Source organism: Paenibacillus aurantiacus (genome assembly GCF_042431225.1).
In the GTDB taxonomy this organism is placed as follows: Bacteria; Bacillota; Bacilli; order Paenibacillales; family Paenibacillaceae; genus Paenibacillus_Z; species Paenibacillus_Z aurantiacus.
On the sequence record NZ_JBHMDO010000002.1, the window covers coordinates 66,800 to 92,800 of the forward strand.

Below are 26,001 nucleotides of genomic sequence, written 5' to 3' on the forward strand. Positions count from 1 at the left end.
TCGCTATATTGTCGCGCATTTCAGCCCGGTGTACCGGTTCTTGACGACCAGATAGCCGGTGCCGAAATCCGTATGCTTCTCCTGCACGCCGTACGGCACATTCACGGAGAAGAGATTCTGCTCCTTCAAGCGCCCGAGCAGCACGCCGGTCTGTTCCTCGCGGATCGCCTTGCCGAGCGAATCCCAATTCGACGCCAGATCCGACGTGTTGTCCGCCGCGATCACCGCGATCTTCATGCCGCGCTCCTGCTTGACGATGCGCTCGAGCAGCTCGTGCAAGGCGTACATGTCGTTGCCGGTCAGCTCGCTAAGCCGGTCGATGACGAATACAATCTGCTTCCAGCCGGCGACGACGTCCTCGCGGCTGCCGCCGCTCTGCTTGCAGGCAAGCAGCTCGCCGCGCCGCGTATCCAGCAGCTCCTTGATCTCGCCGGTGAAGTCGTACATATCTTCCACGGCGGTCAGGTCGCGTACGCCTGGTTGGCCGAGCAGCTCGTAGATGCCCATCGAACCGGAATCGAGCGCGTACACCGTCAGGTCCGGCTGCTGCTCCCGGAGCGTCTTGATCCAGGAGACGAGCAGCGTGCTCTTGCCGCTCATCGCGTCACCGGCCACCATGACGACCGGCGTCGCCTGCAGATCGAGCACGACCGGCTGCAGGTCGTGACTGCCGAGCGCGATCGCCAGCTCCGTGCGGCCTTGGTTCAGCTCGCGAATGTCGATGCGCGCCGGCATCATCGGAATCGGCGTCGCCCGCCGCGCGCCCGCACCCTCGAACTTGGCGATCAGTGCTTCCGTGCCCCGCTCGCCGAGCTCCGGCAGCGCGGCCTGGAATTCGAGCGGCGGCTTGCCGCGCATGAGACCGCGTCCTGGCATCTTCGCCGGTTCGAGCCCCTCGGTCCGGCCGACGATGCCGTCGTATTCGCTCTTCTCCGTCAGCTGGAACGTCAGCGCCATTTTGAAATTGACGGACAGCTTATACCGGATGAGCGTGGCGTTGGTCGCCGTGGCTACGAGATAGATGCCGTACTTCGCGCCTTCGCGGGCGAGCACGACCAGCTCCGCGTCCATGTCCTCGTACGTCTCGGACAAGGCGAAGTAGTTGTCGATGAGCAGCACGATCGCCGGCAGCTGCCGGCCGCCTTGCCGGTAATCCGCGAAGCCGTCCGCGCCCGCGTCCTCGAACAGCTGCTTGCGCTCCTCCATCGTGCGGCCCATGTAGAGCATGAACTGCGCCATCTTCTCTTCCTGCTCGAGCGTCATGACGCCGCCGACATGCGGCAGCCGCTCCAGCGACTTGAGCGCGTTGCCTCCGAAATCCATGATGTACACGTACGCGTCCTCCGGGGAATACCGGTGGGCCAGCGATAAGCAGAGCGTGCGCAGGAAGACGGTCTTGCCCGTGCCCGGACTGCCGTACACGAACAGATTCCCCTCTTGGACGAAGTCGATCTCCAGCAGCTCCTGCCGCTGTCCGCGCGGATCGTCCAGCAGGCCGACCGGCACGCTCAGCAGCTTCGGCTGCGCCGGCCATCGTCCGTCGGCATAGCCGCCGTCCGCAAGCGGCGCCAGATCGAGCGTCTCCGGCAGCGGCGGCAGCCACGGACCGGCGAGCGGTTCGATGCCCAGCTCTTCCGCCGTCTCGCGAATGTGCCGCACCATCGTATCCAGCTGGGAGGGCAGCTCGTGCTTGACGATCTTCTCCTCCGCCAGCGGGTAGATCTGCTCTTGGCGGCCGTTCCAAGCGACCTTATAGATGCGCTTGGCCCGGTTCTCGCTCTTGCGCAGCGCGCCGTCCGGATCGTAATCCGCGCCGGAGTAGGCGGACTGGAACAGCTCGAACACCTCGTCGTTGCCGACCTGCAGGTAAGCGCACCCCGGCTCCTTGATCATGGCCGCGTCGGGCCGCTTGATGACGTCCCGGCTGTCCTGCTCGTCCTGCACCTTCAAGCTAATTTTGAACTTCGAGTTACTCCAAATTTGGTCGTCGACGACGCCCGCAGGCTTCTGCGTCGCGAGCACGAGATGGACGCCGAGGCTTCGGCCTACGCGCGCGGCGCTGACGAGCTCCTTCATGAACTCCGGCTGGTCCTGCTTCAGCTCCGCGAACTCGTCGGCGATCATGATCAGGTGCGGAATCGGCACCATCGCCCGCCCGTCCTGCCGGCTGTAATACAGCTTCTGGTACTTGTCGATGTTATTCACGCCGAACTCGGAGAAGATCCGCTGGCGGCGCAGCAGCTCGCTCTTGATCGAGAGCAGCGCCCGCGTCGTCTGGTTGCCGCCCAAGTTCGTAATCGTACCCGCCAGATGCGGCAGCCCCTTGAAGGCGTCGGCCATGCCGCCGCCCTTGTAGTCGATCAGCACGAAGCTCACGTCATGCGGGTGAAAATGAACCGCTTGCGAGACGATGATGCTCTGCAGCAGCTCGCTCTTGCCCGAGCCCGTCGTTCCCGCGACCAAGCCATGCGGACCGTGGCCGGTCTCGTGCATGTCGAGGTAGACCGGCTCCCCGCCGGCTCTCGCGCCAATCGGCACGCGCATGCCCATGTATGTCTTGTTCCTGTGCCAGTTGTGCACGAGATGAACCTGCTTCGCCTCGCGCGCCTCCAGCATCTCCAGCAGCGTGACCGAGCGCGGAATCGCGAACGCGGCGGACGTGTTCTTCAGCCGCAGCGGCGCAAGCACGCGGCCCGCCTGATCCAGCTCGAGCGATTCGGCGCTATCCGGGGTGAAGACGATTTTCTCGCCCGTCGCCCGGTTCGCCAGCTCCCCGCTTCTGCCCTGCAGATGAATGACCGTCTTGCAGTTCATCGGCAGGTAAGCCGTATGAAGCGCGGTGAAAATCGTCGAGACGCCGAGCTTCGCGCAGCCATTGTATAAGTAGCGGCCGATCTGCTCGTTCTCCAGCAGCGACGGATCTTCGACGACGAACACGTAATGCGGCAGCACGCTTCCGCCGACGCTCTTCGTCTCCCGCTCCTTCAGAACCGCGTGAAGCTCGCCCAGCGTCTGGCGGGCCGTCGCCTGATTCGCGAGCAGGAAGCGAACATTATAGCCGTCATCCCACACATGCGGAATGAATTTCAGCCACTCCCACTTGCCGACCTTGTCGCCGCTGGTCAAAATAATGAGGCGAACGTCGTCGTAACCGTGGTGAGTGATCGCCTGCAGCAGCATCAGCCGCAGCAGCTCGCTCGTCTTCTCCTCTTCGCCGGCGATGCCGCAAATCTCCGCCTTCATCAGATCGACCGCGATCGGCACGTTCGGGACGCGCTCGAATTCGCGGGCGAGCCGCTGCGGCTCCATGATGAGCGGGTCCGATTCGAGTATGATCGCCTGCTTCGTATAGTTGATCCGCAGCTCCATCGGCGCGCTGCCGACCCCGACCCGCAGCGAGAGGAAGTCGCCGGCGGACGGCGTCTTCTCCCACAGCTTGCTGCTCGTTCCCGCGATGCGACGCACGCATTCGCCGGGTTCGGGATGCATCTCGTTCATCGCCTTGGCCTGCTGCTCCCGGGCGACGCTCAGCTCGCTTCGCGTATCGGTGATGAACTGGAGATACTTCTCCTCCCGCTCCTTCTTCTTGCGCTTGTATTTGCGAATCTGCGAAGCCGCCCCGGCTAGCGAGCCGATGAGGGTCATCACCGTCGTCGCGATCGAGATGAGCATGAAAATCGATTGCGAGGTCATCGCGATCAGCAGCGTAATGACCAGCATGACAGCTGGCGGCACGAGCAGACCGAACCAGGAAATCTCCGGCTTCTCGCTCATCGTCGGCGGGTTCGGCACCTCGACCTCGCCTCTCGGCAGCTCCGGCAGGAACCGGGGCTGCCGGCTAAATTCTGTTTTCATCGCTATACCTGCCTTACAACGTGATTGGCGCCGGTTCTCCGCCGTCCAAGGACAGCTTGCGCCAAGCGCCGCCGTGCATGTAGTAGATGTCGCGGTCCATGATGTGCACATAGTCCGCGCGCTCCCCGCTCATGCGGAAGCTGCTGCCCAGCACCGGATCGTACCGGTAAATATGATTGCCGCTGAGCGCGTTGACGCAGTACAGATAGCGCCCGTCCGTATTGAGGCTCGTCACCGCGATCGTGCGCTCCGCATGGGCTTCGCCATTGCTCCGATCGAGCAGCGCCAGCCTGCTGCCGTTATCCGTATCCCCGTAAGCGAGATAGTCGCCGACCGGCAGCAGGAAGGCGGCCGCCGCCTGCGCAATCAGCTCCGAGCCGGAGCCGTCCCTTGCGCACCGCTTGATGCCTTTCGGCGTCGCATACCAGATCGCGTCTTCCTCTAGGAAGAAGCTTTGCACCTGCTCCCGGATAAGCGGCTCCGCATCGCGCCCTTCGCGGTCGCAGCGGTACAGCCCTTGATCTTCTTCGTCGACGTAATAGATGCCGTCGTCCGCCAGCAGCGGCATGTAGGACGGTCGGTCCAGCAGCAGCTGCTCCCGCCGCTGCGCCAGGTCCATCCGGTACAGCCGGTTGCCGCGATGCTGATCGCTGTAGAGCAGCCGCCCCGCGTCGGCCTGCATGAACCAGAACACGCCCTCGCGCAGCTGCCGCGGCGCATCGCCGAACCGCTCGACGATATACGTGCCGCTGTAGCGTCCCGCGTCGCCGACAATTAACGCATCGCCGACGCTTGCGATTAACCCTCCGTTACTCCGATTGCCGTACATGTCCTCGCTCCTTCTCACACCACCGTTAGCAGCGCGCCGCAGGCGACGCCCTCCTGCTCCAGCGTCCGCTTGTTGTCCAGCACCCGGCCGAGCGGCTCCGCCTGCAGCTTGGCGCTCCCGTCCAGCGGCAGATCCAGCGCCTCGCCCAGCATGCCGAGCAGCTCGCCCAGCGGGACGAATGCCGGCAGCTTCAGCTCGACGCTCGCCCGGCGGCCCGGCGCCAGCGTTACCAGGATGTAATCCTCCATCCGCGCGTCCCTCCTAGTTCTTCACGGAGACCACGAAGCTCCGCTCCGCGATCAGCTTGAACCCGGCGTCCTTGTTCGCGTCCTCCGCCAATTTGAGATACTTCGTCTTGAATTTGTAATCCGACTCGACGGTGACGTCCACCTCGGTCACGGTCTGCCCGCTCGCAAGGTCCTCCTTCGCGTCGAACGCGAGCGCGACCCGAAAATCGTTATACTTGCCGTCGTCCGACCGGAAGATCATCGCGTCCCCGTCCGAGCCCGTCCGGGTCATGTTCATCGCATCCTCGAACGCGATCTCGAAATACGCCTTGAAGCGGCTCTCGTCGATCTTGGCATCCAGCCCGCGCAGCAGCTCGTATTCGAGACTTCGGTCCTTCGCCGCGCGGACCGCGTTGTTCACGGCCGTGCTGACGGTAAGCCGCTCCCGGAACACGTTCGCCAGCTCCGCCAACGGCTCGATGAGGATCGAAGCCAGTATGACCAGCAAGATGCCGATCGCCATATTTCTCACGGTGCGTTCATCCTTATTCGGTGTCGTAGTAATACTCCAAATCCTTATAGTGCTTCAGCCCCGTCGCCGTCAGCGAGAAGGTGACCGGCAGCTCGCGCTCCAGCTTCCTTCCCCACAGCGTGATCGTGAACGGATAGACCGCCTTCACCTCGACCTCTAACGTCTTGCCACGCTGCCGGTACGGCTTGTCGATCTCCGCAGCGTTCTCATAGTACGTCTCGTCGTCGCTGCCGATCGCGTCGTAGCCATCCTCGTTCTTGACGGTAATCTCGATATCCGACGCCTTATCCCGGAAGATCGGCCGCTCTTCCAGCCGCGCCATCGCGTCCTCGTAATGCGATTGCTTGAGGTAGTTGTCGCCCGCGACGACCTGGGTCACGCCGTACGTCTCGGTAATCAGCGTCAAGTACCAGGGGAAGAAGAACGCCATATTCGTCAGGAACACGATGCACACGGAGGTCAGGATCGTAATCAGCACCGCTTTAGCGATTCCCCGCATGAAGCTTCACCTGCCGCCGCTTATTTAATCGTGCTGTCGATGAGCGACATGAATTTGTCCCACACCTGATCGATCCAATCGGCCAGCAAGCCGCCTTTCAATGTCGTGACGACAAACCCGATTAGTACGATTACGGCGACGGTTACCGCGATTTGTTTGACGTTCATGCTTCATTTCCCCCTGGTAGATAATAGATGAGACTCGGATTATTGGAACATTTTCATGGAGTCTAAGATTGTAAATAAGTAGTAGATCACAATGTATACCGCGAGCACGCCGATCAACGTCAGCTGAATGCGTCCGTTGCTGCGCTGCCGCCGCTCCAGCTCCTCCTCGAGCGCCCGGATGCGGAAGCCGTCGATCTCGTTCTTCAAATACTGCATCTGCGACACGTTATCGTAGCCCTTGAGCCGCGTCTCCATAATGTCGCAGAACTTGATGATATAGTGCATCGGCACCCGCTTCTTCAGCTGCTTGAGCGCGAATGCTTCGCCGTAATCCATGTTGTCCAGCATGACGCCCAGCTCCTCCGCGATATCCGGATTGGCGTTCGGGATGTAGTCCTTGATGACGTCCGCCAGATGGATGTTGACCGACTTGGAGTATTGGTAATACACCATGCTGTAGAAGGACGGAAAATCGAGCGAAATGTTCTTGTTCTTCCGGTCGATCGACTTCTCCAGCTCATCCACCGGATACAGCCAGCCGAGCAGGATGAGCAATGCCGAGCCGCAACCGAGGATCAGGTTCACCTTCAGCATGAACAGCGTCAGCAGCAGCGCCCCGCCCGCGTACAGGAACTGCTCCGCGCGAATCTCCTCCGGCTTCTTCGCCAGATCGAGCCGCTCGACGATCTTCGTCAAGCGCATCCGCTCGGCCGGGCTGAGCAGATGCGTCACGTACCTCCGCGCGAATTCGCGCTTGATGCGTCCCCACCGCTCCCGGGCGGCCGCCTGCTTGCGTTCCTTCATATAGAGACGCGAGCGCTTCTTCTGGCTTCGGCTGACCGATTTGAAGTGCGGGTACAGGAAGACTTTCACGAGATAAATAATGGCGGCCATCGCGGCCAGCTTCGATAACGCGATCATCGTTCACCGCTCCCCAAGTTGCCCTGCAGCACCTGCGTGCGGGCGAAGCTCAGACAGACAATGCTGATCAGCACCGTGTTGACGAGCTTGCCCAAGTCGCTCTCCAGCATGAATGCCCGGAAATCCTCGACCGACAGGCCGTACAGGAAGAACAGCACGATAATGCCGGTCTTCATCATGAAGTCGCGGTTCATTTTGCGGAAAATGCGATCCTTCTTGCCGTTGATCTCCCGCAGCACGGCGTTCTCGTCGACGATGTCGAGGAAAATGTCCGCCATCCCCTTGCGCTCGTTGTACTCGAAGACGATCGCCTTCTTCGCGAAATTATCGAACTTAGGGCCGAGCTGCCGGTTCAGCAGTTGGATTGCCTGCTTGAAGGAGTAGCCGTTGTTGTCGCAGTTGTCGATGAACTGCTGGAAGTACGGCCGCAAATTCGCGTGGATGTATTCGTCGCTCTCCATCACCTTCTTGATCGCCACCAGCACGCCTTCGCGGGCGAGCGGACAGATGATGTCCTCCGCGTCCATGATTTGCTCGAGCCGTTCGGCCTTAATGAACCGGGACTGCATGACGAAGAAGGTAAGCAGGCCGACGAAGATCGAGATCGTAATGACGACCGACATCGTCACGCTCTGCATGAAGAACACGATGACGAGCGCGATGAGCACGAAGCCGATGCATAGCATCGACGTGAAGCTCTCCAGCGTGAAAGGCATGTTAAAGTCGAGGATGAGCCCCTCCACCATCCGGTTGTAGCGCGCGTAGATGTTCTCCTTCTGCTTGACGATGCGCTCCTTCTTCACCCGGTCGATGTAACGCTTCGTATTGTAGCGCCCCAGATGCTCGGCCAGCGTATCCAGCAGCTCGAGCGAGGCGCGACCGAGTCCTTGGAAGAAACGGACCTCGAACACCGTGTTGAAGACGAGGAAAGCGGCTAGGCCAAGCAGCAGGCTGAGCAGTACTTCAGTATCCATCGATCGCGTACACCTCTTCTTCGTCCTCGGCCGGGTCCTGAGTGAACAGCTCGAAGCGGCTCTTCTTGATGCCCGCCTTCAGCATGAGCTGCTGAATTTGCGGGGACAGCTTGCCGACGCGCTTGTGCTTGCCGACGATGCGCGCGACCTTGTGGGAGCCGCCCTCCTCTTCGATGACGTCTTCGACCTCGAAGGCATAGATCCGATTAATGATCGGGCTCAGCCCCTCCGAGCCGATGACTTCGGAGATCGACGTCACCTTCCGCGTGCCGTCGGCCAGCTTCTCCTGGAAAATAACGAACTTCACCGCGCTGCAAATGTTGCGAAGCGCCAGCTCCGCCGGCTCGTTCGACACCATCAGGTAGGCGGTCAGGAAGCGGAAGATCGCCTCCTTGTCTCCTTCGGCGTGAAGCGTCGAGAAGAAGTAATGCCCCGTCTGCGCGGCGCGCAGCGCGGTGGCGAATTCGCCCGGCGTCCGCAGCTCGCCCGGACCGATCCAATGCGGCGACTGCCGCATCGCGTTGATGAGCAGGTTCTCCATCGTCGCCGGCGAGGAGTCGTCCTCCTCGGACACCGACTCGTACTGCAGCACGTCGTTGCGAATGCGCCCGTGCTCGCTGCCGTCTTCCCGCTGCTGCAGCCGCATCTCGGATGGATTCTCGATCGTGATGATGCGCGAGAGCGGGTTGATCTCCTTCACCAGAATTTCGTTGAGCGTCGTCTTGCCGCTGCCGGTCGCGCCGACGGTGATCCACGACAGATCGGCCTTCGGGATGAGCGAGAGCAGCTTATACATATTGGCCGTGAACGACTCGTTCTCGACGAACATGCGCGGAGTGATCTGCTTCTTGTTGAATTTGCGGATGACGAAGGCCGGCATGCCGTACGGCGAAATCTCGGCATGGGTCGCGTTCACCCGGTAGCCTTCGATCGTGCGCGCGTTGACCATCGGAATCTTCGGCGTCAAGCGCACTTTCGATACTCCGATCAGCTTGGCGATAATGCGCTCCATATGCTCGCGGTCCGTGAAGTGCTGGTCCCACGCGAGCGACCGCCCGCCGGTCTCGACGAAGATCTGATCCGGCCCGTTCGCCCGGATCTCGTCGATCGCCGGGTCCTCCATCGCCCGCGTGATCGGCCCGTAGTGCGTAATCTCGTCGATGAGCGCGCTCTTCAACCGCATCAGGTCGAAGTACCCGTCGACCGACGGCTTCTGGGAATCGACGAATTCGTTGATGTACGCCTTGGTCATCTCGCGTTTGCGGGCCGGATCGTTCTCGCGCCGGAATGCGTGGGTGGTGACCTTCGTGATGTATTTCTGACACAGCTCGAGCGCTTCCTCGAAGCTGATGGTCGTGTATTTGCTCGTGAGGTCGTCCATATTTTCTTTGTTGATCGTGTGGTGCAGCACCTTCTGCTGCATGTCGCTAATCTTGCTGCGCGTCAGCATGACAGGTTTCAGCCCCCTAGGATTGGCCCGCGAGTTGGCCCGCCAGCCGTGATAGTTCTTTCATGAAATGCTTGTTCAGCAGCGGATTGTCTTTGACGTAGAGCTTGCCTTCGTGCGCCCGCGCGGTCGCATCCTTAACCAGCGGCAGCGCGGCGACGATATTGAAGCCCGTCTCCCGCATGACCTTGTAGTCGAACTCGATGTCCATCAGATTCATCAGGATGACGCTCATGAACTTCGCCGTGCTGATGCCGACGGAGCTGGCGTAATCGAGCAGCTTCACCATATGGTGCGTCGCTTCGATCCGCTCGGCCGCCGTGAAGAACCCGATGTGGCAGAACTTCATCGCGCCGAGGCAGAATTCCAGCGGCGGATTGTTCGGAATATCCAGCAGCACGACGTCGAACATCCCCTTCAGCGTCTGAATGACGCGCTCCAAGTGCTCGAAGTCGAAGTCGTAATACTCCTCCATCAGATCCTGCGGGCTCGGCGAGAGCAGGTACAGCTTATCGTATTTGGTCGCCTGGATCTCTTCGCGGAAGTCGACCTTGTCGCTCTTGAGCACCTTGATCAGGCCGTCGGCCTTCTTCACCGGCTTCACGTCGAGGTATTGATACAGATTCGGATAAAACACCTTCAGATCGACGATGCACGTGTTGAGGCCTTTCTGCGCCAACAGGTAGCCGAGGTTGCTGATCAGCATCGCGTTGTCGACGAAGTCGCACGCCGGCACGAACCCGACCACGCTGTAGATGAGCTCGCCGCCCTGCATCTCCGCGCCGATCCGCTCTTTGGAGGAGATTTTGCGGAAAATGTGGCCGAAGCCTACCGGTTCTCTTCTTCGATCCACGACTCCACCTCTTTCTCCAGCGTCGGCAGTTGATCCAGGATGACGTCGCTGTTCTTGCGGCTTAGGATCGTGATCAGGAAGGACTTGCCCTCCAGCCCTTTGTACCTGGCGTAATTGTTGATCTGCGCGCTCGTCCCCTCCAGCACCAGCGCCCGTGGCTGAATGTTGGCGAGGAAATCCTTGCTCTTCATCACTTCCTGCTTCTTGTCCTCGCTGAGCTTCTGCACTTCCTTGTACACTTCATAGATCGAGTGGCTGTTCGCGTTCAGCATGTCCTTGACGACGATGCTGTCGAAGAGAATCTCGGTTTTCGTTACCGTGGATGACGTGGAAAAGCTGAGGTTGGGGTTGCCGCCGCCCGCCGCTTCCTTCTCGTAGGAAACGCGGATCCGCACGCGGTCGCCCGGGACGAGGATGTCGCCGCCGACTTCAAGGAAGTTATATGGCAGCGTGAGCACTTCGTTCTTCTCGTTCACCTGGTAAAGCCATTCGTTCTTCAGCGGCTTCTCGTCGGCCAGCTGGTCTCGGTAGAGCACGCTGTTCTTGCGCAAGTAGTACTTGGTCAGCTTGCCTTTCACGTCCTCGATGTCCTCCGCGAGCACCATGTCTTCCGTGTACTCGGACTTGATCAAGTTATATCGCTCGATGCTGCCGTCCGTCAGCGGCGCATAGGCCGGCACGCCGCCGCTCGGCTTCACCCGCAGCACCGCTACGACGTCTCTGGCTTCCTTGCTCGCGTTCGTCATAACCATGTACGATACAATGATTACCGCCAAGCTGAATATGACCGCGGCGATTCTCTTGAACAGATGCCGGTTGGGCGTTGCGTTCTTCAAGCTGCTTAAATCCATGGACTTACGTGGCCCCTTCCAGTAATCGCAAAAGTATGGTGCCGTAGGCATGCTCGAAATCCCGGTTCGTATGGACCAGCGGGAGATCGGACTCGATCTGCGCGTCGAACTCCGAGAGATACGGCACATGGCCCGCGACCTTCATCTCGTACGCGAACGAATCCAGCAGGCCCGACGTCATCACGCGGGACACCTGCTCCGGCGCGAAAATTTCGCCGTGGAACCGCGAACGGTCGTTGTATTTCGTAACGACGACCTTGGACTTGGCGTTCAAGTAGCCCCGAGCCTCCGCGTCAAGCGCGACCTCCGCGTTCTTGAGCGTGCTGAGCACGGCGTGGAGATTGTTCGGCACGCACAGCGCGAAGCCGTCGACGTGAATCATCGCCTCTTGGAATCCGCCGAGGATGTCGAGCGGCAGGTCGAGCAGCACGAGATTGAACCGGTGCCGCAGCAGCGACAGCATCCCGATTAGCTTGGCGCCGGTGTAGAACTGATCGACCCGGCGGCGATCCGAGAATTCATACCCGAGGCCGGTCAGCCATAGACCCTCGCGCAGGCTGAACGCCGTCGTCATATAATCCTGCGGCTTCGCCAGCGTCCGGATGAGCGAGGCGTTCATATCCTCGTCCTTGCGCGTTCGCTCGTGGAAGCTGTTGAAATACATGTTCATGCCGCGATAATCCGCGTCCATGTCGACGATCATGACGCTTAGGCCGCGCTTGCTCGCCTCGCTGGCGACATTGACGACCGTGCTCGTCACGCCGCTTCCCCGGTGGCCGGTGACCGCGATGACCCGGCTGATGCCGCGGCTCACGTTGTCCAGCTCGCGGGTGAGCGCGTCGGTCGCCGACCGCTGCACGCCTGCCGCCGGCTGCTTGGGCTTCGACCGCAGCCGATCCAGGAAGGACGGCTTCTTCTCGGGGGCTGGCCCGTTGGATGGGGCAGACTGCGAAGGCAGCTTGGCATCCGGCTGAGCCTCGCGGCTTCTCGCGCCGAAGCCGAGGAATGATGCTGCCGGTTTGCCGCCCAACAGACGTTCGTACCCTTCCCGGTAGACGCGCTCGGGAATCCGGACGAAGCTGGTCTTCAGCACGAGCAGCTCGCTTCCGCGATCGCGCAGCCGCTCGATCGCCGCCATGCGCGCCGGGTCTCTGGTGATGACCAATACCGGGACCGGGCGGCGCTGGCGCGCGGATAACTCGTCCATGAAGCGCGCCAGCGCCTCACCCGATTCCTGGTGGCCGGGCTCGGCGAACGCTTCGTCGGTGATCAACGCCGCGTCGACGACTGCTTGGGTAGTCGTTATGTAAGATAGCGCTTCGGCAAGCCTTAGCGGATCGTCGTTGACGATGTCGGCCGGCTTGGGTTTGCACGCCCATATAAGCCGATGAAGAGCGCCGGAGACTAACAACACCTTCACATGCGTTCATCTCGCAATCTGTATAGAATCATTATGTTTTACATAAATTTACATATTTCGCCATTGGGTATGGCGTTCGAACATCCAGCATCGCATCAGTAAAGGGAAATATCCCCATCTAATTGCGTGACGGTTCCTAGTTTACAACAGCTTCCGCCGCGGGAGTCCTAAAAATCAGCTAAAGAAAGTGTGAGCTTCGGCGTGGGCTATTGTACATGCTGATTATGAAGACTCATGCAGTCATTTCATATTCATCCCAGTTATGTAACATTTTCGTAGGTGATTATATCTAGCGAGTCTCATACTTTCAACAACCATTTTCTTACATACCATGGAAGAAAAGAACGTCAACTACTGCTATTAACCCCGATTCGACATCCTGAAACAGGGGGCGGACGCAAAAAATCCCAGGCGAGATGTTCTCTGGACAATGGAACGAGCGGACATGGCTCTTTCATACGAGGGAATAATTCGGAAAGATTCGGGATCCCAGACCTATTTCACTTCGGCGCGCACTGATCCTTCACACCCTTTTGGGACATGACCATTTTACTCCGTCGAGTAATCGACCCGCCCCAAGCCTCGTTCCCCATGCCTGTTTCTCGCTCTGTTATTCACTGCCTTGCGTACCTCCCGCGGCTCATTCTCCTGCCCTATTGCCGAATGACAAGGGAAGCATTCCCGGCCAACTCAGATTCTACCATCTGTCACATCCAAAACCATAGACATGGAGAATGAAGTGTTCGACAATATTCGATATGCAAAAAGACCCATTTGTTCATTGAATCGCCTTACAAAAATAAAACTTTTGACTTACGCGAAAGAAACCGGGCCCTAGGGCCCGGCTTTCCTAATTCTCCACTCTTCATGTTCATTGCTGTAAGACATGCGCTGCTCAATAAGCCCGTAAGCGTTGCCGCCTCGCGTCCAGCCAGACAGCCCAGACGACCTATCCACCTCGTCCAACGACTGATCGAATCTCGTGCAAGTTACGTTCAATCGCTACAGCGTCATCTGCCCCCCATACCGTGCAAGGAACGCTTCCTTCACCTTGTAATCCGGCATGATGCTTCCGACCAGCCGCCAGAAGGATCGGTCGTGGTTCATATGGAACAGATGGCACAGCTCATGGACGACGACGTAATCGATCACGTCCACGGGCGCCATCGCCAGCCGGTAATTAAAAGCGAGCTTCCTGTCCGAACTGCAGCTGCCCCACTTCGTGACGGACTCCACGATGTCGAAGGACTTCGGCTTGGCCTTCATCCGTGCTTGATAGATCTTGAGCCGCTCGGCGATGACTTGTTTGCAGCTGGCGAAATAGAATTTCTTGAGCTGCAGCCGCAGCTCCTCCTCGGATCGGCCTTCTGTCTCGATCAGCTCGTGTAGCGCGTAATATTTGCCGAGATGAAGGAATTTACCCTCTTCCTCATACTCTCTGATTCTATGATCTTCCTTGGACTTCTCGATGGCCGTCAGCTGTTTGACGATCTGCTCCCCGTGCTGACGCACCGCGCTTACAATCGTCTCGTCGCTCGTACCGTTCGGCGCCTTCACAGTCAGATGGCCGCTGGCCTCGAGCTGCATCGTCAGCTTCTTTCTCGTGCCGTATTGGACATGGATCTCGATCTCATGGTCTTTCAATTGGACTCTCATGGCTAACCTTCCTATATTCATGAATTTCCGAGTATAGAGGACGCAGCAGCATGCTCCCCTCCAGCCAATTGGAATGAAAAAAGGAACTGCCGCGACCATCATCTTCGATGACGTTCAGGACAGCTCCCCGTTCCTTCTCGCTACTCTACTTCCTCCATCATACTCTGAAACGCCCTTACATGCAGCATCCTTGTTGCTAGTTGCTCTTGTGCGCCAATAACTTCAATTTGCAGCGCCAGCTTCATTTCGCGCAAATTATCGCTTAGCACCTCGAAGGCATAGCCCGACGCGTAAAAAGCCGCCCCGATCATGATAAGCATCATCGTCCTGGCGACCGGCATATGCCGCTGCTGGTAAGACAAGAACGCGACGTATACCATTGCGCCCGCCGCGAGTAGTCTGCTCCCGCGGAAGCCGGGTAGCATCCGCTGATCTCGGGGCAAAAAGAAAGACAGCCGAACCATGCGGCTGTCCCTGAATTCCCCTGTTTAGGTATGCGATTTCGGCTAGTCCCTAACCAACACGGCCACGCTCTCCACGTGCACCGTCCACGGGAACATGTCCACCGGCTGCACCTCGGTCGTCCGGTAGCCGCCGTCCTCGAGGACGCGCAGGTCGCGCGCCAGCGTCGATGGATTGCAGGAGACGTAGACGACGCGCCGCGGCTTCATCGCGAGGATCGTCTCCAGCAGCGCCGGGTCGCAGCCCTTGCGCGGCGGGTCGACGCAGATGACGTCCGGCACGATGCCTTCCTTGCGCCAGCGCGGGATGACGACCTCGGCCGCGCCCGCCTCGAAGTCGGCGTTCGCGATGCCGTTCAGCGCCGCGTTGCGCTTCGCGTCCTCGATCGCCTCCGGCACGATCTCGACGCCGTACACATGGCCAGCCTGGCGCGCCAGGAACAGCGAGATCGTCCCGATGCCGCAGTAGGCGTCGATGACGTTCTCCGTCCCCGTCAGCCCCGCGTACTCCACCGCCTTGCGGTACAGCGCGATCGTCTGCAGCGGATTGACCTGGTAGAACGAACGCGCCGAGATCGCGAAGCGGATGCCGTCCAGCTCGTCATAGATAACGTCGCTGCCCCACAGCGTCTTCGTCTCGTCGCCGAAAATAACGTTCGTCGTCCGCATGTTAATGTTCTGCACGATGCTCGTTACCTTCGGCAGCGCTTCGCGGATGCGGTCGATCCAGCGGTCCAGCTGCGGAATCCGGTAACCGTTCGTGACCAGCACGACCATGACCTCTCCGGTCACGAAGCCGACGCGCGTCATGACATGGCGCAGCAGGCCGCGTCCGGTCTCCTCGTTATATACGGTGATGCCAAGCTCGCGGCCGATCCGCTTCACCTGCGCGACGACCTCGTCATTGCGTTCATGCTGGATGAGGCATGCGTCCATGTCGATGATGCGGTGGCTGCCGCTCGCGTAGAAGCCGCCGATCAGCTGGGACGCCCCCGCCGCGCCGATCGTCTCGGCCGCGACCGGCCCCATGCCCATCGGCACCGACGCTTTGTTGCGGTAGCGCCAAGGCTCGTCCATGCCGACGGTCGGATGGACGACGATGCCTTCGCCTGTGCCCGCGCGCGCCGCGCGCTCGTCACCTTCCGTCCTCTTCGCGCTCGACGCCTCCGCGAAGCTGTCGCCGCCCGCGTCACTTGCCGCTCCTTGAGCCGGTTCACTAGTCGCGCCGCCATCCTTCGCGCCCGCTTTCGGCGCCGCCTCGCCCGCCACGGCCAGCTTCCCGATGCGCACCAGGTTGTCGACGACATGCTGCCGCTTCCAGCGCAGCTGGGCCGCGTAGTCCATATGCTGCAGCTGGCAGCCGCCGCACTGCTTGAAGATCGGGCACGGCGCGTCGACGCGATCCGGGCTTGCGATCTCATGTTCGAGCAGCTTGGCGTAGCCGTACTGCTTCTTCACCTTCAGCACCTTGGCGCGCACGCGCTCGCCGGGCAGCGCTCCTCGTATAAAAAGGGTAAAGCCTTGTTCGCGCCCTACCCCTTCGCCTTCATGCGTCAGACCGACGATATCGACCGTGACGACGTCATTCTTGTTTACCGGTATGCTCATGCCAATCTCCAGTCTCGTATTCGTTAGTCCACTCGCGCCGTACGCCAAGGCCACGCCTGGCGCTAGCCAGCTCGTTACCGCAGCTTATACGTCGATTCTCCCGCCTCGTCCACGAAAATATTCAGATGCCGCGGCAAATTCGTGAATGTACACGGCAGCGTGCCGCCGTATTCGCCATCGAGGTTCAGCTGCACGTAGTCCGGCGTCGTCACCGACAGCTCGCGCGTCTGGAAGTGAATGACGTGCGGATCGTTGAAATGCTCGCCGCGCAGCGCCATCGACGCGATCCGGATAAATTCAGGCAGATTGCACTTGCGCAGCACGACCACGTCGAACAAGCCGTCGTCGAGAATCGCTTCCTGCGCGAGCTTCTCGAAGCCGCCCACGGAGTTGCTGTTGCAGATGAGGAACATCATGAATTCTTCGTGCAGCTCGCCGATCTCCTCGGCCTTCAAAATCAGCTCGGTCGGCCGCAGACGCGTCATCTTCTCCAGCCCCTTCATATAATAGGCGAGCTGGCCGATCATTGTTTTCAGCTTGCTGGGCACCTCGTACGTCAGCTCGGTCAGCGAGCCGCCTCCCGCGATGTTGATGAAATACCGCGAGTTGGCCTGCCCGACGTCGATCGGCCGCGTGTACTGCTGCGTGATCAAGTCGCAGGCGTATTCCCAATGCTTCGGTATGCCGAGCGCCCGCGCGAAATCGTTCGTCGTTCCCAGCGGCAGAATGCCGAGCGGCGGACGGTTCTCCTTCTGCGCCAAGCCGTTGATGACCTCGTACAGCGTGCCGTCGCCGCCGGCGGCGATGATCATGTCGAAGCCGCGGTCCGCCGCTTCGGCCGCCGCGATCGTCGCGTCGCCCTCGCTCTCCGTCGCATGGCAGCTCGTCTCGATCCCGCCGCGCTCGAGCTTCTGCAGGATATCCGGCAGCCGCCGCTTCATCTCTTCCCGTCCCGAGGTCGGGTTATAAATCAATCTTGCCCGTTTAATCTCCATCCTTGGCACCTCCGGCACCCTTACCTTACAAGATAACATCCAATGTTCTCTATATTACGCTTATTCCGCGGCAGTCTCAAGCGAGGTACGTCCGCCCTCGTTATTACCCGCTTCTCTTATAAAATATGTTCGCTCGCCCCGTTCAGATACGGCTCGATCTGCGATTCCATCCAGCGCAAAATACCGGGATTCGGCAGCATCGGCCGACCGTTGTAACGGTACGACAACCCCTGCAGCCGCTCCGGAACCAACTTCCGCGTAAAGTACCCGTCGCTCAAGAAGAGCGGCACGACGATAACGGCCAGCTCCGGCCGCTCCTGCTGCATCGCCGCAAGCCTCTCCGCCGCCTGATCCGGAAGCAGCATCGCATAGGCAGCCTCGGCGAAGCCGCCGAGCGTCTTCATCTGCTCCGCCAATTGCAACAATCCGCTGCGCCAGCGGTCGTGGAAGATCGCCTCCTTGGCGCCGTGCGCCACGAGCAGCAGCGCTTCCCGCTCCGGCGTCTCGGACAGCTCGCGGATATTCGCCAGCAGCAGACCCGCGATCTCCGCCTGGCCGTCGATCGGCGTGCCGAAGCGCACGCGCGTAGAGGGATTTAAGCGGAAGCGTCCCAGCTCCCCTTCGCGCCCGGGCGAGACGGGCGGCACGCCGAAGCCTTGGGCGATATCGTCCACATGCGTGCTTCCGGACGACACAAAGAGCGGAAGGACGTAGAGTTCCGTTACGCCTTCCGCTTCTAGTCGGTCTATGCCGTCTTGGATGAGACGGCCTTCTACGATCTCCAAGAACGCCGATACGATCGGCGTCCGCTCTTGCCCCCGCTCTTCGGGAGCGGCGGCGTTCCGGTCTTCGGCGCGCGCCGCCTTATCCAGCAACGCAAGCGACAACGCGGAAGCCACGCCGGCCACCGCTTCGTCGATGAGCCTGACCCAGCTTTCGTCGCGCGAACCATGGCTAATGACGAGAATGCCCCGGTCTCCCATGATTAACGCCCCGCGCGCTCCAGCGCCATTTTGTACCCGTCGTTGCCGTAGTTCAGGCAGCGCTTCACGCGCGAGATCGTCGCCGTGCTCGCACCCGTCTCGGCTTCGATCTGGTTGTACGTGCAGCCTTTGCCCAGCATGCGCGCCACCTCGAGCCGTTGGGAGAGGGATTGAATCTCGTTCACCGTGCAAAGATCATCAAAGAAAATATAGCATTCTTCCACCGATTTGAGCGTTAAGACCGCTTCGAATAATTGGTCGATCGTTTTATCGTTCAGCTTCTTCAGCTGCATGAATGGTCACATCCCTATAAGAACTATGCAATTAATTGTATTCTCTTTCCCCACACTTTTCAAGCATTACAGTATTCACGCTTTACAGAACAGCAGAACTACAGCGCCCATTGTTTCGCGCTGCGGGCGCGTTGCATTCGCTTGCATCGGCACGCTTCAGCCTATAAGGGTATAGGCTATGCTTATGAAGATATGCCGCTCCTGCTGCGCTCGCACAAGGCAAACGCGGAAATTTCTCCGCCGCACCCGGGCATTCGTCCAGACCGGATAGACCTTTATCCCATAGACTAACAGCAAAACGTGAAAAAGGTTGTGATCCGCGTGAAATACCGTAACGACCCTTCCGTCAGCGGCTTCCAGCAACCGTTCGGCGGCCAAAGTCCCTATCCGGGCATTAGCGATCCGTTCCTTCAGGCGCCCGGACTCGGAGGTCCGCCGACGCCGTTCAGCCCGTCGCTCGAGACCAATATTCCGCCAATCGCGGTTAAGCCGGCCGATGCTGCCATTCCGGCCGAAGCCGTATCCGAAGCGCTTGAATCTGCCACGCCGGCCGCTACCAAAGCGAGCGGCTTCTCGCTCGCCAGCCTCGGCGGCAACATCAAGGATCTTCAAGGACTTGTCGACCGCATGGGCGGTCTCGACGGGATTCTGAGCACGGTACAGAAGGTGCAGAAGGTCGTCTCCAGCGTGCAGCAGATGGCGCCGCTCATTAAAGTGCTCGCCGGCTCGATCGGCAAGAAAGGCGCCGCGGCGACGACCGCCACGCTCGACGAGGAAGCCTTCGAAACTGCCACGCCGAAACGCAAGAAGTCCCGCAAGCGCGCCCGCGGCAAAAGCAAACCGCTCGCTGGCGGCGGTCCGCGCCCGCGTCCGCGCCGGTAATAGCGCCGCTTGCCGAAGGGCGCAAGCTCGCCGCGGCCCGGCGCGCCCTTCCGCTGCCGGCAGCCCCCGGACCGCACACAACGAAGACCGGAGCAGCGCCCTGCCTAGGGCGGCTCCGGTCTCTCTTTGACTCTCCCTATCATCCGCTATCTGCCAACAAAATGCAAGACGTCTCCCGATCGATTCTGTGACAATTCCGCCGCAGCCCGCCTCCCCGGCGCTTGGCGTCAAGCCCGCTGTCTACCTGGCGCGCCACCGGCGGCTGAGCGGCAGCCTCGTCTTCATCTCGATAGCCCTGGTGGCGGTATATTCCTGCTCCACCCGTCTGAAGATGCGTTCCTGCCAGCCCTGATACATATAGATCACGATCGACGTGCCGAACATGAGGGCCAATACTTGGACGTTGTTCAGCGCCACCGTGTACCGCCGCCCTAAATGAAACAGCCGCATGCATGCGATTGGCGCAACAAAAAAACGGACCGCCTGCGCGGTCCGCTCTGATCTTACATAAAGAGAGCCATGATTCTGTATATGAGCGCCGCCAAGATCGCCGTGATCGGGATCGTAATGACCCACGCGATGACGATTTTGCCTGCGAGCCCCCACTTCACAGCCGAGAAGCGCTTCGCGCTGCCCACGCCGAGAATGGCGGACGTAATGACGTGCGTCGTGCTGACCGGCAGATGCGTCAGCGTTGCCGTCATGATGACGGATGCGGACGTAATGTCGGCCGCGAAGCCGTTGATCGGCTCGATCTTGAATATCTTCGTGCCCATCGTCTTGATGATCTTCCAGCCGCCGACCGAGGTACCGAGCGCCATCGCCGTCGCCGCGGACAATTTGACCCAGAACGGAACGTCCAGGTTGTCCTGCAGGCCGGCCGCCACGAGCGCGAACGTGATAATGCCCATCGCCTTCTGCGCGTCGTTCGTGCCGTGCGTGAATGATTGGAATGCCGCCGTCAAAATCTGTCCGGTGCGGAAACCTTTGTTGATCTGATGCGGACTGGATTTGGCGAAGATCAGCTTCAATATCCACATGACGACGAAACCGATCGTAAAGGCGATAAGCGGCGACGCGATAAGTGCGATAACGATGTCTTTGAAGCCGCTGGCGTTAATGCCCCCGAACCCTTCCGCACTGACGACCGCGCCCGCCAGGGAGCCGATCAACGCATGCGAGGAAGACGACGGGATGCCGAACCACCAGGTCAGCAGATTCCACGCTATCGCGGCGATGAGCGTCGCGATGACGATTTGCACGCCGTTATTCAGCGTGGCCGGGTCGGCGACGGAGCCGCCGATCTTCTTCGCGACGCCGGTGAAGAGCATCGCCCCCGTAAAGTTCATCACAGACGCGATGATGATTGCCAGGCGCGGAGACAGCGCCCGCGTCGATACGCTGGTGGCGATCGCGTTGGCCGTATCGTGGAAGCCGTTGATGAAGTCGAACGCCAACGCCAAAAAGATAACAATGCCTACTAAAATATAAATACTATCCATGGCCGTGGTCCACCTGCTCCTTAGCTGTTACGCATAATGATTGTTTCGAGTGTGTTGGCCACGTCTTCACAGTAGTCGGTCGTTTGCTCTAGACGCTCGTAGATCTCTTTGCGCTTGATCAGCTCGATCGGATCCGTCACTTTCGCAAAGAGGCTCTTGATGGAGACGCGCAGAATGTCATCCGCTTGATTCTCCAGCTCGTTAATCGCGATCGAAGGTTCGCGGATCGCCAGCAGCTTCTTCTCGGTCAGCAGGTAGATCGCTTTCTTGATCTGCTGCGCGCTGCGGAGCAGATTATCTGCGAACAACGTGATGTACTCGTCGTGCTCGGTAATATGGTACATCTCGAAGCGCGACGCGCAAGCCTCGATGCCGTCGAGCACATCGTCGAGCGACGTCGTCAGCGCCATGATATCTTCGCGTTCGATCGGCGTGATGAATGTCTTGTTGAGCTCCGTCAAAATCGTATGTACATGACGATCGCATGCACTTTCGTATTCTTTCATCGTTTTCGCGAAATTGGTGACGTCCTTGATGTTCGAGACGTTCTTGGCGAAATATTCGACGGCTTCGAGCAGTACGTCTGCCATCGCTTCAAGCGTGATGAAAAACACGTCTTTTTTCTTAAACATGATTATCCCCTTCGCATCGTGCAGTTTACGTTGCCTGTTCTATTGCAGACCATAAGACCGACAATATCTTAACATAGTTTACTACCCATTTGTTAAGGCATTGTAAAGGAATTATGACATTTTTTAATTTCTTTCATTTTTTAAGTAACTCTTCAGCTTCACGCATCCGCTGCCGGCCGCTCCCCTATTGTTTTCCTCCCGCGCTGATTTTAACCGCGACGCGACGAAGATCGCGGCCAAACGCGGTCGGGTCCGCATAAGGAAAAGCCGATCCGCGGGACGCGGACCGGCTTGAGGCGCGCGGTTCCTCAGCTAATCGTGAAGTGCGAAGCGAAATCCGGCGAATTCGGAACGACGTGGTAGAACGTGCGGCCCGGAACAAGCGGCAGCTCGCTGCCGTCCTTCATGATCCGGATGACGCCGTCGACCCCTCGCTCCCACTGGGCATCCACGGCAAGCCCTTTCTGAATCAGCTTGGCCGGTCCGCCGGATTCCATATCCACTTCCAGACGTCCGACGTCGTCGAGTACCTTGTGGGCAGTCCCCATTAGCACGAGGTTCGTCGCCTTGAGCTGTTCCTTGGTCGTTAAATCCGTATGCGGCTTGCCATTGATCGAACGGGCATACAAGCCGGTTGCCGCGTCGTACGCGTAGGAGACCCGGTAGGATTTCAGCATGAAGGAGATGTCTACCTTCGTCGCCGCGCTTCCGCCCGTCGTGCCGCCTGCCTCCGAGAACGGATGAATCGGCGCCAGCACGTCGGTCGCATACGCCTTCTTCAGCGCGCCCGCGCGGATTTTCTCCAAATTGGAGTACAGATTATGCGGCGCCTTGCGGAAGGATTCCCGCCAGAAGTAGCTGCCCGCGTTCGTGATCTCGTCCAGATGCTCCTTATGCTGTCTCTGCAAAATCGCGTATGCGTCGGGTGAACCGCCCGCATGGACGAGCACCCCGCCGTACGATTCGCCAAGCTCGATCAAATACGGGCGGATGCTGCGAATCGGGCCAATCGGGTCCTTGAACTCGTCGCTTTGGAAGATCGCGACCAGCCGTGTTATGCCGCCTTCGGCCAGCACTTCCCAGATGACGTCGGCATGGGGCAGTCCGGACTGCGGACGGGCTTTGCCCATGTTATTGATCATAACCGCGATCGGACGCGCGGTTACCTCGCGGTCGGCAGGCAATCCGGTTAAAGGCGCGATGTAACCAGACGTCTCGGCTTCCGCCTCCGGAATCGTCGTGTCTGGCTGCGACTCGTTCCCGGCAATGTCCGACTGCGACTGCTGCTGCGGCAGCGAGTCCAATCCCTTCTCTTCGGAACAGCCGGCGATGAGGGCAAGCGCGAACGCGCCGATCGTCATCCAGCGCAGCGGATGGCGCCGCGCGCCGATTGTAAACATGTTGGACAGAAGAGATCCTCCTTCTTCGGCCTTGTTCGCCTGGCAAGATATAGAATACCCCTATTAAACCATAGGCAGACCAGGTTGTCTTCTTTTGCGGCGGATTTCTAAGAGGCAGCGGCTTTTCGCATCTCATTCGCCCCGTTAATTGTTACCGCGATTAATCGCTGCCGCCCTATACGCATACTGAACGTAACTCTCGCTTGCGAAGAAGAAAGGACGTGAACGTATGGCCGCACTCGTGGATTTCGTGACCGCGCACTGGCTTTCGGTCTCGCTGGTCGTTCTCGCCGGCCTGGCCATCGCCTTCATTGCGGTGAATCGTAAGGCGCTGTTCTATAAAGAATAGCCATCGCAGCGGAAAAACGCATCTTCCCGTGCCATGGCAGCATGCCGTATTACGCAACGCCAGAAATTGCGGATCGCCCCTAGTCGATATCCGTCATCAAGCCTGGAGCCAAGGCTAGCCCTTCGTTAGAACGCGTCCATCCTTTCTTCGGCCGGGCGCGCTTCCATGAGCGGCATCCGGAGCGTGACCGTCGTCCCCTCGCCGGGGGCGCTGGCCAGCTCGAGCACGCCGCCGTGCAGTTCGATGATCTCGTTGCAGATCGCAAGACCAAGTCCGCTGCCCGCGCGCTGGCTTTCACCTTTGTAGAACTTCTCCGTGACATGCGGCAGATCATCCGCCGAGATGCCCACCCCCGAATCTACGATCCGAATGACGGCCTGCTGCTTCTCGCGCACCACCGTTATCGAGACGGTACCCCCTTTGGAGGTGAACTTCAGCGCATTATCCAGCACGTTGATCATCACCTGCTTCAGCCGATTAGCATCCGCCAGGACCAGCAAGGGGCCGTCCGACCCGTAATCCGCCGACAGCTGAACGCTCTCCCGCTGCGCCCTCGCCACGAATTGGCGCACCGTCTCGCGCACAGGGGCCAGCATATCGAGCGGCTCGGGATGCAGCACGATGCTTTTGGCGTACAGCTTCGAGAAGTCGAGCAAATCTTCCACGAGCCCGGACAACCGCTCCGTCTCCCGGTCGATGATCGCAAGCCCCATCCGCACTTCCTCCACATCGGTCGGATCGCCGGATACGAGCGTTTCGCTCCAGCCTTTGATCGACGTGAGCGGCGTGCGCAGTTCGTGCGAGATGGATGAGATGAAATCGTTCTTCAGCTTCTCTCTTCTCGTAATCTCGGCCGCCATCGTATTGAGCGTATCGGCGAGCCGCCCGATCTCGTCCCGGTTCTGGATTTTGGCCCGCTTCGTCCAGTCTCCCTCGGCCATTTGCTCCGCGACTTTGGTCAAATTGCGAATCGGTCTTGCGATTAGATTGGCCATCAGAACGCTCATCCCGAAGAACAGCAGCACCACGACGAGCGCTCCGATAATCGTGACGAGAATCATGTTGCGGACGATGTCGTCAATCCCCTTCAGCGAAGAGGTATAGCGAAATAGCGCGACCACCCGCTGATCCCGCATGAGCGGCATCGAAACGGCGGCGACGCGTTCATTCGTCACCGGATCGCGCCCGCGCCAGACGCCGCGCTCTCCGCTAAGCGCCTGCTCGACGTCGGGGGTCGCCAGCATTTGCCCTTCACCCGGCATCCCGTCGCTGTCCACCACCAGCGCGCCTACATTGTCGAGCAGCTGCAAGCGGGACTTGCCCTCGGTCATGTTCTGCAGCATATAGCGCGCGACGACGTTCATTGGGGCCATCGCGAGATTGCGGTTATGGAGCGCCGCTTCCGTCTCCGCCCGCTGCGTGAGGGAGGACGTCGCGCTGCCGTAGTAATAGTTCCATACCAGCGCCGCGAACAAGGAGCCAAGCGTTACGACGACAAGCATGATCAGGATGCCGAAGCTCCACACCATACGCGTCCGGATGCTGTTCATGCGCCGCCCCGGTTAAAGCGGTAGCCGAAGCCCCATAGCGTCTCGATATACACCGGGTGCGACGGATTGTCCTCGATCTTCTGGCGGATGCGGCGAATGTTCACGTCTACGATCTTCAGGTCGCCGATAAAATGCCGGCCCCACACGGCGCTTAAAATATCGTCCCGGCTGAGGCCTTCCCCCTCCCGCTCCATTAGCAGCTTCATGAGCGTCCACTCGGTCGGCGTTAGCACCACTTCCTCGCCGTGCTTCCATAAGCGGCGCTGCGCGGCCGAAAGCCGGAACGGTCCGGCCATCAGCTCATGTCGTCCGTTAGCGGCGGCAGGCGCCGAATGGCTGCCGCTTGCAGCAGGCGGCGCGGCAGGTGCAGCTGAATCACTCAGCCCGGTGCCGGCACGCGAATGCCCGAATTCGGCCGCGCTCAGCCCCGCTGACGGCTCGCGCGGTATGGCGGCGGAATTCGGATCGGCTGCCCAGGCTGCGGATGCGTTGAGCGGCGAATCGCTCGCACCGCTACCTTGGCTGGCGGGGTCCATTCGCAGTCCTGGCGCCTCGCCCGTCGTACCGTATGGGGTGGGACCGCCCGCTTCCCGGATCCCGGGCTGCCCGCTCGCGCCGAACGGTGCAGACGGCTCACTTGCCGGGCCGTTCATCGTTTCGCTAGCTGCCGCCGATTCGCCGGCATCCGTCCCGCCGCTCGCCGCGCCTGTTGGACCCGGCTGCTCCGTCCACGACAAGCCGCCCGGCATCATACGGCGATGCAGCGCGCCCAGCCGCGCGATGAGCTCGCCCGGACTGAACGGCTTCTGCACATAGTCATCCGCGCCCAATTCGAGCCCCCGGATTTTATCCTCTTCCTGCGATTTGGCTGTTAGCATAATGATGCCCATCCGCGGGAACCGGCGCCGCAGCCGCTCGCACACTTCGAACCCGCTGATCGTCGGCAGCATGACGTCCAAGAGCGCCGCGTCGAACGGCGGATCCGCCGCTTCGGCCAGCGCCAGCGCCGTCTCTCCGTCTTCTGCTTCGGTCACTTCCATGCCGTTGCGTTTCAAGTTGATGCGGACGAACCCGCGAATCGCTTCCTCGTCTTCCAACAGCAATATCCGCATTGC

The 26,001-nt window shown here is 60.0% G+C and carries 25 protein-coding genes and 1 pseudogene; 1 reads left to right on the forward strand and 25 read right to left on the reverse strand.

All coding sequences use genetic code 11. The features are described 5' to 3' along the window. Nucleotides 1–3 precede the first annotated feature (3 nt). The 18 genes from essC to ACFFSY_RS00700 form a co-directional block, all read right to left on the reverse strand. Nucleotides 4–3,855 carry a type VII secretion protein EssC gene (gene essC / locus ACFFSY_RS00615; protein ID WP_377488353.1) on the reverse strand — a complete coding sequence of 1,284 codons (3,852 nt, stop codon included), beginning with the start codon at nucleotides 3,853–3,855 and terminating at the stop codon, nucleotides 4–6. Between the two features lie 13 nt (nucleotides 3,856–3,868). Then, nucleotides 3,869–4,684: a DUF5050 domain-containing protein gene (locus ACFFSY_RS00620; protein WP_377488355.1), complete on the reverse strand. Its 816-nt coding sequence runs from the start codon at nucleotides 4,682–4,684 to the stop codon at nucleotides 3,869–3,871. A gap of 14 nt (nucleotides 4,685–4,698) precedes the next feature. After that, entirely contained in the window at nucleotides 4,699–4,932 is a 234-nt protein-coding gene (locus ACFFSY_RS00625) for an EsaB/YukD family protein (protein WP_377488358.1), read from the reverse strand. A 13-nt stretch (nucleotides 4,933–4,945) separates the two neighbouring features. Next, nucleotides 4,946–5,443 carry a hypothetical protein gene (locus ACFFSY_RS00630; RefSeq protein ID WP_377488361.1) on the reverse strand — a complete coding sequence of 166 codons (498 nt, stop codon included), beginning with the start codon at nucleotides 5,441–5,443 and terminating at the stop codon, nucleotides 4,946–4,948. 13 nt (nucleotides 5,444–5,456) lie between these two features. After that, on the reverse strand, nucleotides 5,457–5,942 hold the full coding sequence (locus ACFFSY_RS00635; protein ID WP_377488364.1) for a hypothetical protein: 486 nt from the start codon (nucleotides 5,940–5,942) through the stop codon (nucleotides 5,457–5,459). 20 nt (nucleotides 5,943–5,962) lie between these two features. After that, a complete protein-coding gene (locus ACFFSY_RS00640) occupies nucleotides 5,963–6,109 on the reverse strand; it encodes a hypothetical protein (RefSeq protein WP_377488367.1) in 147 nt (48 codons plus the stop codon). Nucleotides 6,110–6,148: 39 nt separating this feature from the next. After that, nucleotides 6,149–7,030 (reverse strand): hypothetical protein, encoded by an 882-nt coding sequence (locus tag ACFFSY_RS00645; protein ID WP_377488370.1) that lies wholly within the window; start codon nucleotides 7,028–7,030, stop codon nucleotides 6,149–6,151. Continuing rightward, the gene (locus ACFFSY_RS00650; RefSeq protein WP_377488373.1) at nucleotides 7,027–8,004 is read right to left on the reverse strand and encodes a hypothetical protein; all 978 of its coding nucleotides are present in this window, start codon (nucleotides 8,002–8,004) and stop codon (nucleotides 7,027–7,029) included. Before ACFFSY_RS00650 ends, ACFFSY_RS00645 begins: the two co-directional genes overlap by 4 nt. After that, nucleotides 7,994–9,454 carry an ATPase, T2SS/T4P/T4SS family gene (locus ACFFSY_RS00655; protein WP_377488376.1) on the reverse strand — a complete coding sequence of 487 codons (1,461 nt, stop codon included), beginning with the start codon at nucleotides 9,452–9,454 and terminating at the stop codon, nucleotides 7,994–7,996. The genes ACFFSY_RS00650 and ACFFSY_RS00655 overlap by 11 nt, the downstream gene beginning before the upstream one ends. Nucleotides 9,455–9,470: 16 nt before the next feature. Next, on the reverse strand, nucleotides 9,471–10,304 hold the full coding sequence (locus ACFFSY_RS00660) for a CpaE/TadZ family protein (protein ID WP_377488379.1): 834 nt from the start codon (nucleotides 10,302–10,304) through the stop codon (nucleotides 9,471–9,473). Then, a complete protein-coding gene (locus tag ACFFSY_RS00665; RefSeq protein ID WP_377488382.1) occupies nucleotides 10,280–11,155 on the reverse strand; it encodes a CpaB family protein in 876 nt (291 codons plus the stop codon). Before ACFFSY_RS00665 ends, ACFFSY_RS00660 begins: the two co-directional genes overlap by 25 nt. Before the next feature lie 4 nt (nucleotides 11,156–11,159). Continuing rightward, nucleotides 11,160–12,575: a cellulose synthase operon protein YhjQ/BcsQ gene (locus ACFFSY_RS00670; RefSeq protein WP_377488385.1), complete on the reverse strand. Its 1,416-nt coding sequence runs from the start codon at nucleotides 12,573–12,575 to the stop codon at nucleotides 11,160–11,162. Between the two features lie 1,002 nt (nucleotides 12,576–13,577). After that, nucleotides 13,578–14,231, reverse strand: coding sequence for a M48 family metallopeptidase (locus tag ACFFSY_RS00675; RefSeq protein WP_377488388.1), 654 nt, complete (start codon nucleotides 14,229–14,231; stop codon nucleotides 13,578–13,580). 140 nt (nucleotides 14,232–14,371) lie between these two features. After that, nucleotides 14,372–14,656, reverse strand: coding sequence for a histidine kinase N-terminal 7TM domain-containing protein (locus ACFFSY_RS00680; RefSeq protein ID WP_377488391.1), 285 nt, complete (start codon nucleotides 14,654–14,656; stop codon nucleotides 14,372–14,374). A gap of 81 nt (nucleotides 14,657–14,737) precedes the next feature. Continuing rightward, complete coding sequence (gene rlmD, locus ACFFSY_RS00685) at nucleotides 14,738–16,300, reverse strand: 23S rRNA (uracil(1939)-C(5))-methyltransferase RlmD (protein WP_377488394.1); 1,563 nt, start codon at nucleotides 16,298–16,300, stop codon at nucleotides 14,738–14,740. 74 nt (nucleotides 16,301–16,374) lie between these two features. After that, on the reverse strand, nucleotides 16,375–17,295 hold the full coding sequence (locus tag ACFFSY_RS00690; protein ID WP_377488397.1) for a diacylglycerol kinase: 921 nt from the start codon (nucleotides 17,293–17,295) through the stop codon (nucleotides 16,375–16,377). Between the two features lie 116 nt (nucleotides 17,296–17,411). Next, entirely contained in the window at nucleotides 17,412–18,278 is an 867-nt protein-coding gene (locus ACFFSY_RS00695) for a sirohydrochlorin chelatase (RefSeq protein WP_377488400.1), read from the reverse strand. 2 nt (nucleotides 18,279–18,280) lie between these two features. Continuing rightward, nucleotides 18,281–18,571 carry a YerC/YecD family TrpR-related protein gene (locus ACFFSY_RS00700; protein WP_148932995.1) on the reverse strand — a complete coding sequence of 97 codons (291 nt, stop codon included), beginning with the start codon at nucleotides 18,569–18,571 and terminating at the stop codon, nucleotides 18,281–18,283. Nucleotides 18,572–18,892: 321 nt separating this feature from the next. On the opposite strand from ACFFSY_RS00700, the gene ACFFSY_RS00705 reads away from it, so the two are divergent. Continuing rightward, nucleotides 18,893–19,453: a hypothetical protein gene (locus ACFFSY_RS00705; RefSeq protein ID WP_377488403.1), complete on the forward strand. Its 561-nt coding sequence runs from the start codon at nucleotides 18,893–18,895 to the stop codon at nucleotides 19,451–19,453. 240 nt (nucleotides 19,454–19,693) lie between these two features. Here the strand turns inward: ACFFSY_RS00705 and ACFFSY_RS00710 are convergent, their stop codons facing one another. The 7 genes and pseudogenes from ACFFSY_RS00710 to ACFFSY_RS00740 form a co-directional block, all read right to left on the reverse strand. Further along, nucleotides 19,694–19,870 carry a hypothetical protein gene (locus tag ACFFSY_RS00710; protein ID WP_377488406.1) on the reverse strand — a complete coding sequence of 59 codons (177 nt, stop codon included), beginning with the start codon at nucleotides 19,868–19,870 and terminating at the stop codon, nucleotides 19,694–19,696. An 86-nt stretch (nucleotides 19,871–19,956) separates the two neighbouring features. Beyond that, the gene (locus ACFFSY_RS00715; protein WP_377488409.1) at nucleotides 19,957–20,955 is read right to left on the reverse strand and encodes an inorganic phosphate transporter; all 999 of its coding nucleotides are present in this window, start codon (nucleotides 20,953–20,955) and stop codon (nucleotides 19,957–19,959) included. A 20-nt stretch (nucleotides 20,956–20,975) separates the two neighbouring features. Further along, complete coding sequence (locus ACFFSY_RS00720; protein ID WP_377488412.1) at nucleotides 20,976–21,587, reverse strand: DUF47 domain-containing protein; 612 nt, start codon at nucleotides 21,585–21,587, stop codon at nucleotides 20,976–20,978. 308 nt (nucleotides 21,588–21,895) lie between these two features. Further along, nucleotides 21,896–22,987, reverse strand: a complete 1,092-nt coding sequence (locus ACFFSY_RS00725; protein ID WP_377488415.1) for a DUF3048 domain-containing protein — start codon at nucleotides 22,985–22,987, stop codon at nucleotides 21,896–21,898. 474 nt (nucleotides 22,988–23,461) lie between these two features. Further along, on the reverse strand, nucleotides 23,462–24,886 hold the full coding sequence (locus ACFFSY_RS00730; protein ID WP_377488418.1) for a sensor histidine kinase: 1,425 nt from the start codon (nucleotides 24,884–24,886) through the stop codon (nucleotides 23,462–23,464). Then, nucleotides 24,883–25,638: a winged helix-turn-helix domain-containing protein gene (locus ACFFSY_RS00735; RefSeq protein ID WP_377488448.1), complete on the reverse strand. Its 756-nt coding sequence runs from the start codon at nucleotides 25,636–25,638 to the stop codon at nucleotides 24,883–24,885. Before ACFFSY_RS00735 ends, ACFFSY_RS00730 begins: the two co-directional genes overlap by 4 nt. Further along, nucleotides 25,630–25,998, reverse strand: a pseudogene (locus tag ACFFSY_RS00740) (response regulator transcription factor); the annotation flags it as partial. The pseudogene ACFFSY_RS00740 and the gene ACFFSY_RS00735, both read right to left, overlap by 9 nt. Between the last annotated feature and the right edge of the window lie 3 nt (nucleotides 25,999–26,001).

Coding starts and splice junctions, on each gene's coding strand:
- ACFFSY_RS00675 (WP_377488388.1), bottom strand. CDS start 14,231: ATGAGAGTCCAATTGAAAGACCATGAGATCGAGATCCATGTCCAATAC.
- ACFFSY_RS00655 (WP_377488376.1), bottom strand. CDS start 9,454: ATGCTGACGCGCAGCAAGATTAGCGACATGCAGCAGAAGGTGCTGCAC.
- ACFFSY_RS00720 (WP_377488412.1), bottom strand. CDS start 21,587: ATGTTTAAGAAAAAAGACGTGTTTTTCATCACGCTTGAAGCGATGGCA.
- ACFFSY_RS00620 (WP_377488355.1), bottom strand. CDS start 4,684: ATGTACGGCAATCGGAGTAACGGAGGGTTAATCGCAAGCGTCGGCGAT.
- ACFFSY_RS00645 (WP_377488370.1), bottom strand. CDS start 7,030: ATGATCGCGTTATCGAAGCTGGCCGCGATGGCCGCCATTATTTATCTC.
- ACFFSY_RS00665 (WP_377488382.1), bottom strand. CDS start 11,155: ATGGATTTAAGCAGCTTGAAGAACGCAACGCCCAACCGGCATCTGTTC.
- ACFFSY_RS00625 (WP_377488358.1), bottom strand. CDS start 4,932: ATGGAGGATTACATCCTGGTAACGCTGGCGCCGGGCCGCCGGGCGAGC.
- ACFFSY_RS00635 (WP_377488364.1), bottom strand. CDS start 5,942: ATGCGGGGAATCGCTAAAGCGGTGCTGATTACGATCCTGACCTCCGTG.
- ACFFSY_RS00640 (WP_377488367.1), bottom strand. CDS start 6,109: ATGAACGTCAAACAAATCGCGGTAACCGTCGCCGTAATCGTACTAATC.
- ACFFSY_RS00695 (WP_377488400.1), bottom strand. CDS start 18,278: ATGGGAGACCGGGGCATTCTCGTCATTAGCCATGGTTCGCGCGACGAA.
- ACFFSY_RS00715 (WP_377488409.1), bottom strand. CDS start 20,955: ATGGATAGTATTTATATTTTAGTAGGCATTGTTATCTTTTTGGCGTTG.
- ACFFSY_RS00690 (WP_377488397.1), bottom strand. CDS start 17,295: ATGGAGATTAAACGGGCAAGATTGATTTATAACCCGACCTCGGGACGG.
- ACFFSY_RS00700 (WP_148932995.1), bottom strand. CDS start 18,571: ATGCAGCTGAAGAAGCTGAACGATAAAACGATCGACCAATTATTCGAA.
- ACFFSY_RS00725 (WP_377488415.1), bottom strand. CDS start 22,987: ATGTTTACAATCGGCGCGCGGCGCCATCCGCTGCGCTGGATGACGATC.
- ACFFSY_RS00680 (WP_377488391.1), bottom strand. CDS start 14,656: ATGCTACCCGGCTTCCGCGGGAGCAGACTACTCGCGGCGGGCGCAATG.
- essC (WP_377488353.1), bottom strand. CDS start 3,855: ATGAAAACAGAATTTAGCCGGCAGCCCCGGTTCCTGCCGGAGCTGCCG.
- ACFFSY_RS00730 (WP_377488418.1), bottom strand. CDS start 24,886: ATGAACAGCATCCGGACGCGTATGGTGTGGAGCTTCGGCATCCTGATC.
- ACFFSY_RS00650 (WP_377488373.1), bottom strand. CDS start 8,004: ATGGATACTGAAGTACTGCTCAGCCTGCTGCTTGGCCTAGCCGCTTTC.
- rlmD (WP_377488394.1), bottom strand. CDS start 16,300: ATGAGCATACCGGTAAACAAGAATGACGTCGTCACGGTCGATATCGTC.
- ACFFSY_RS00735 (WP_377488448.1), bottom strand. CDS start 25,638: ATGATGCCGGGCGGCTTGTCGTGGACGGAGCAGCCGGGTCCAACAGGC.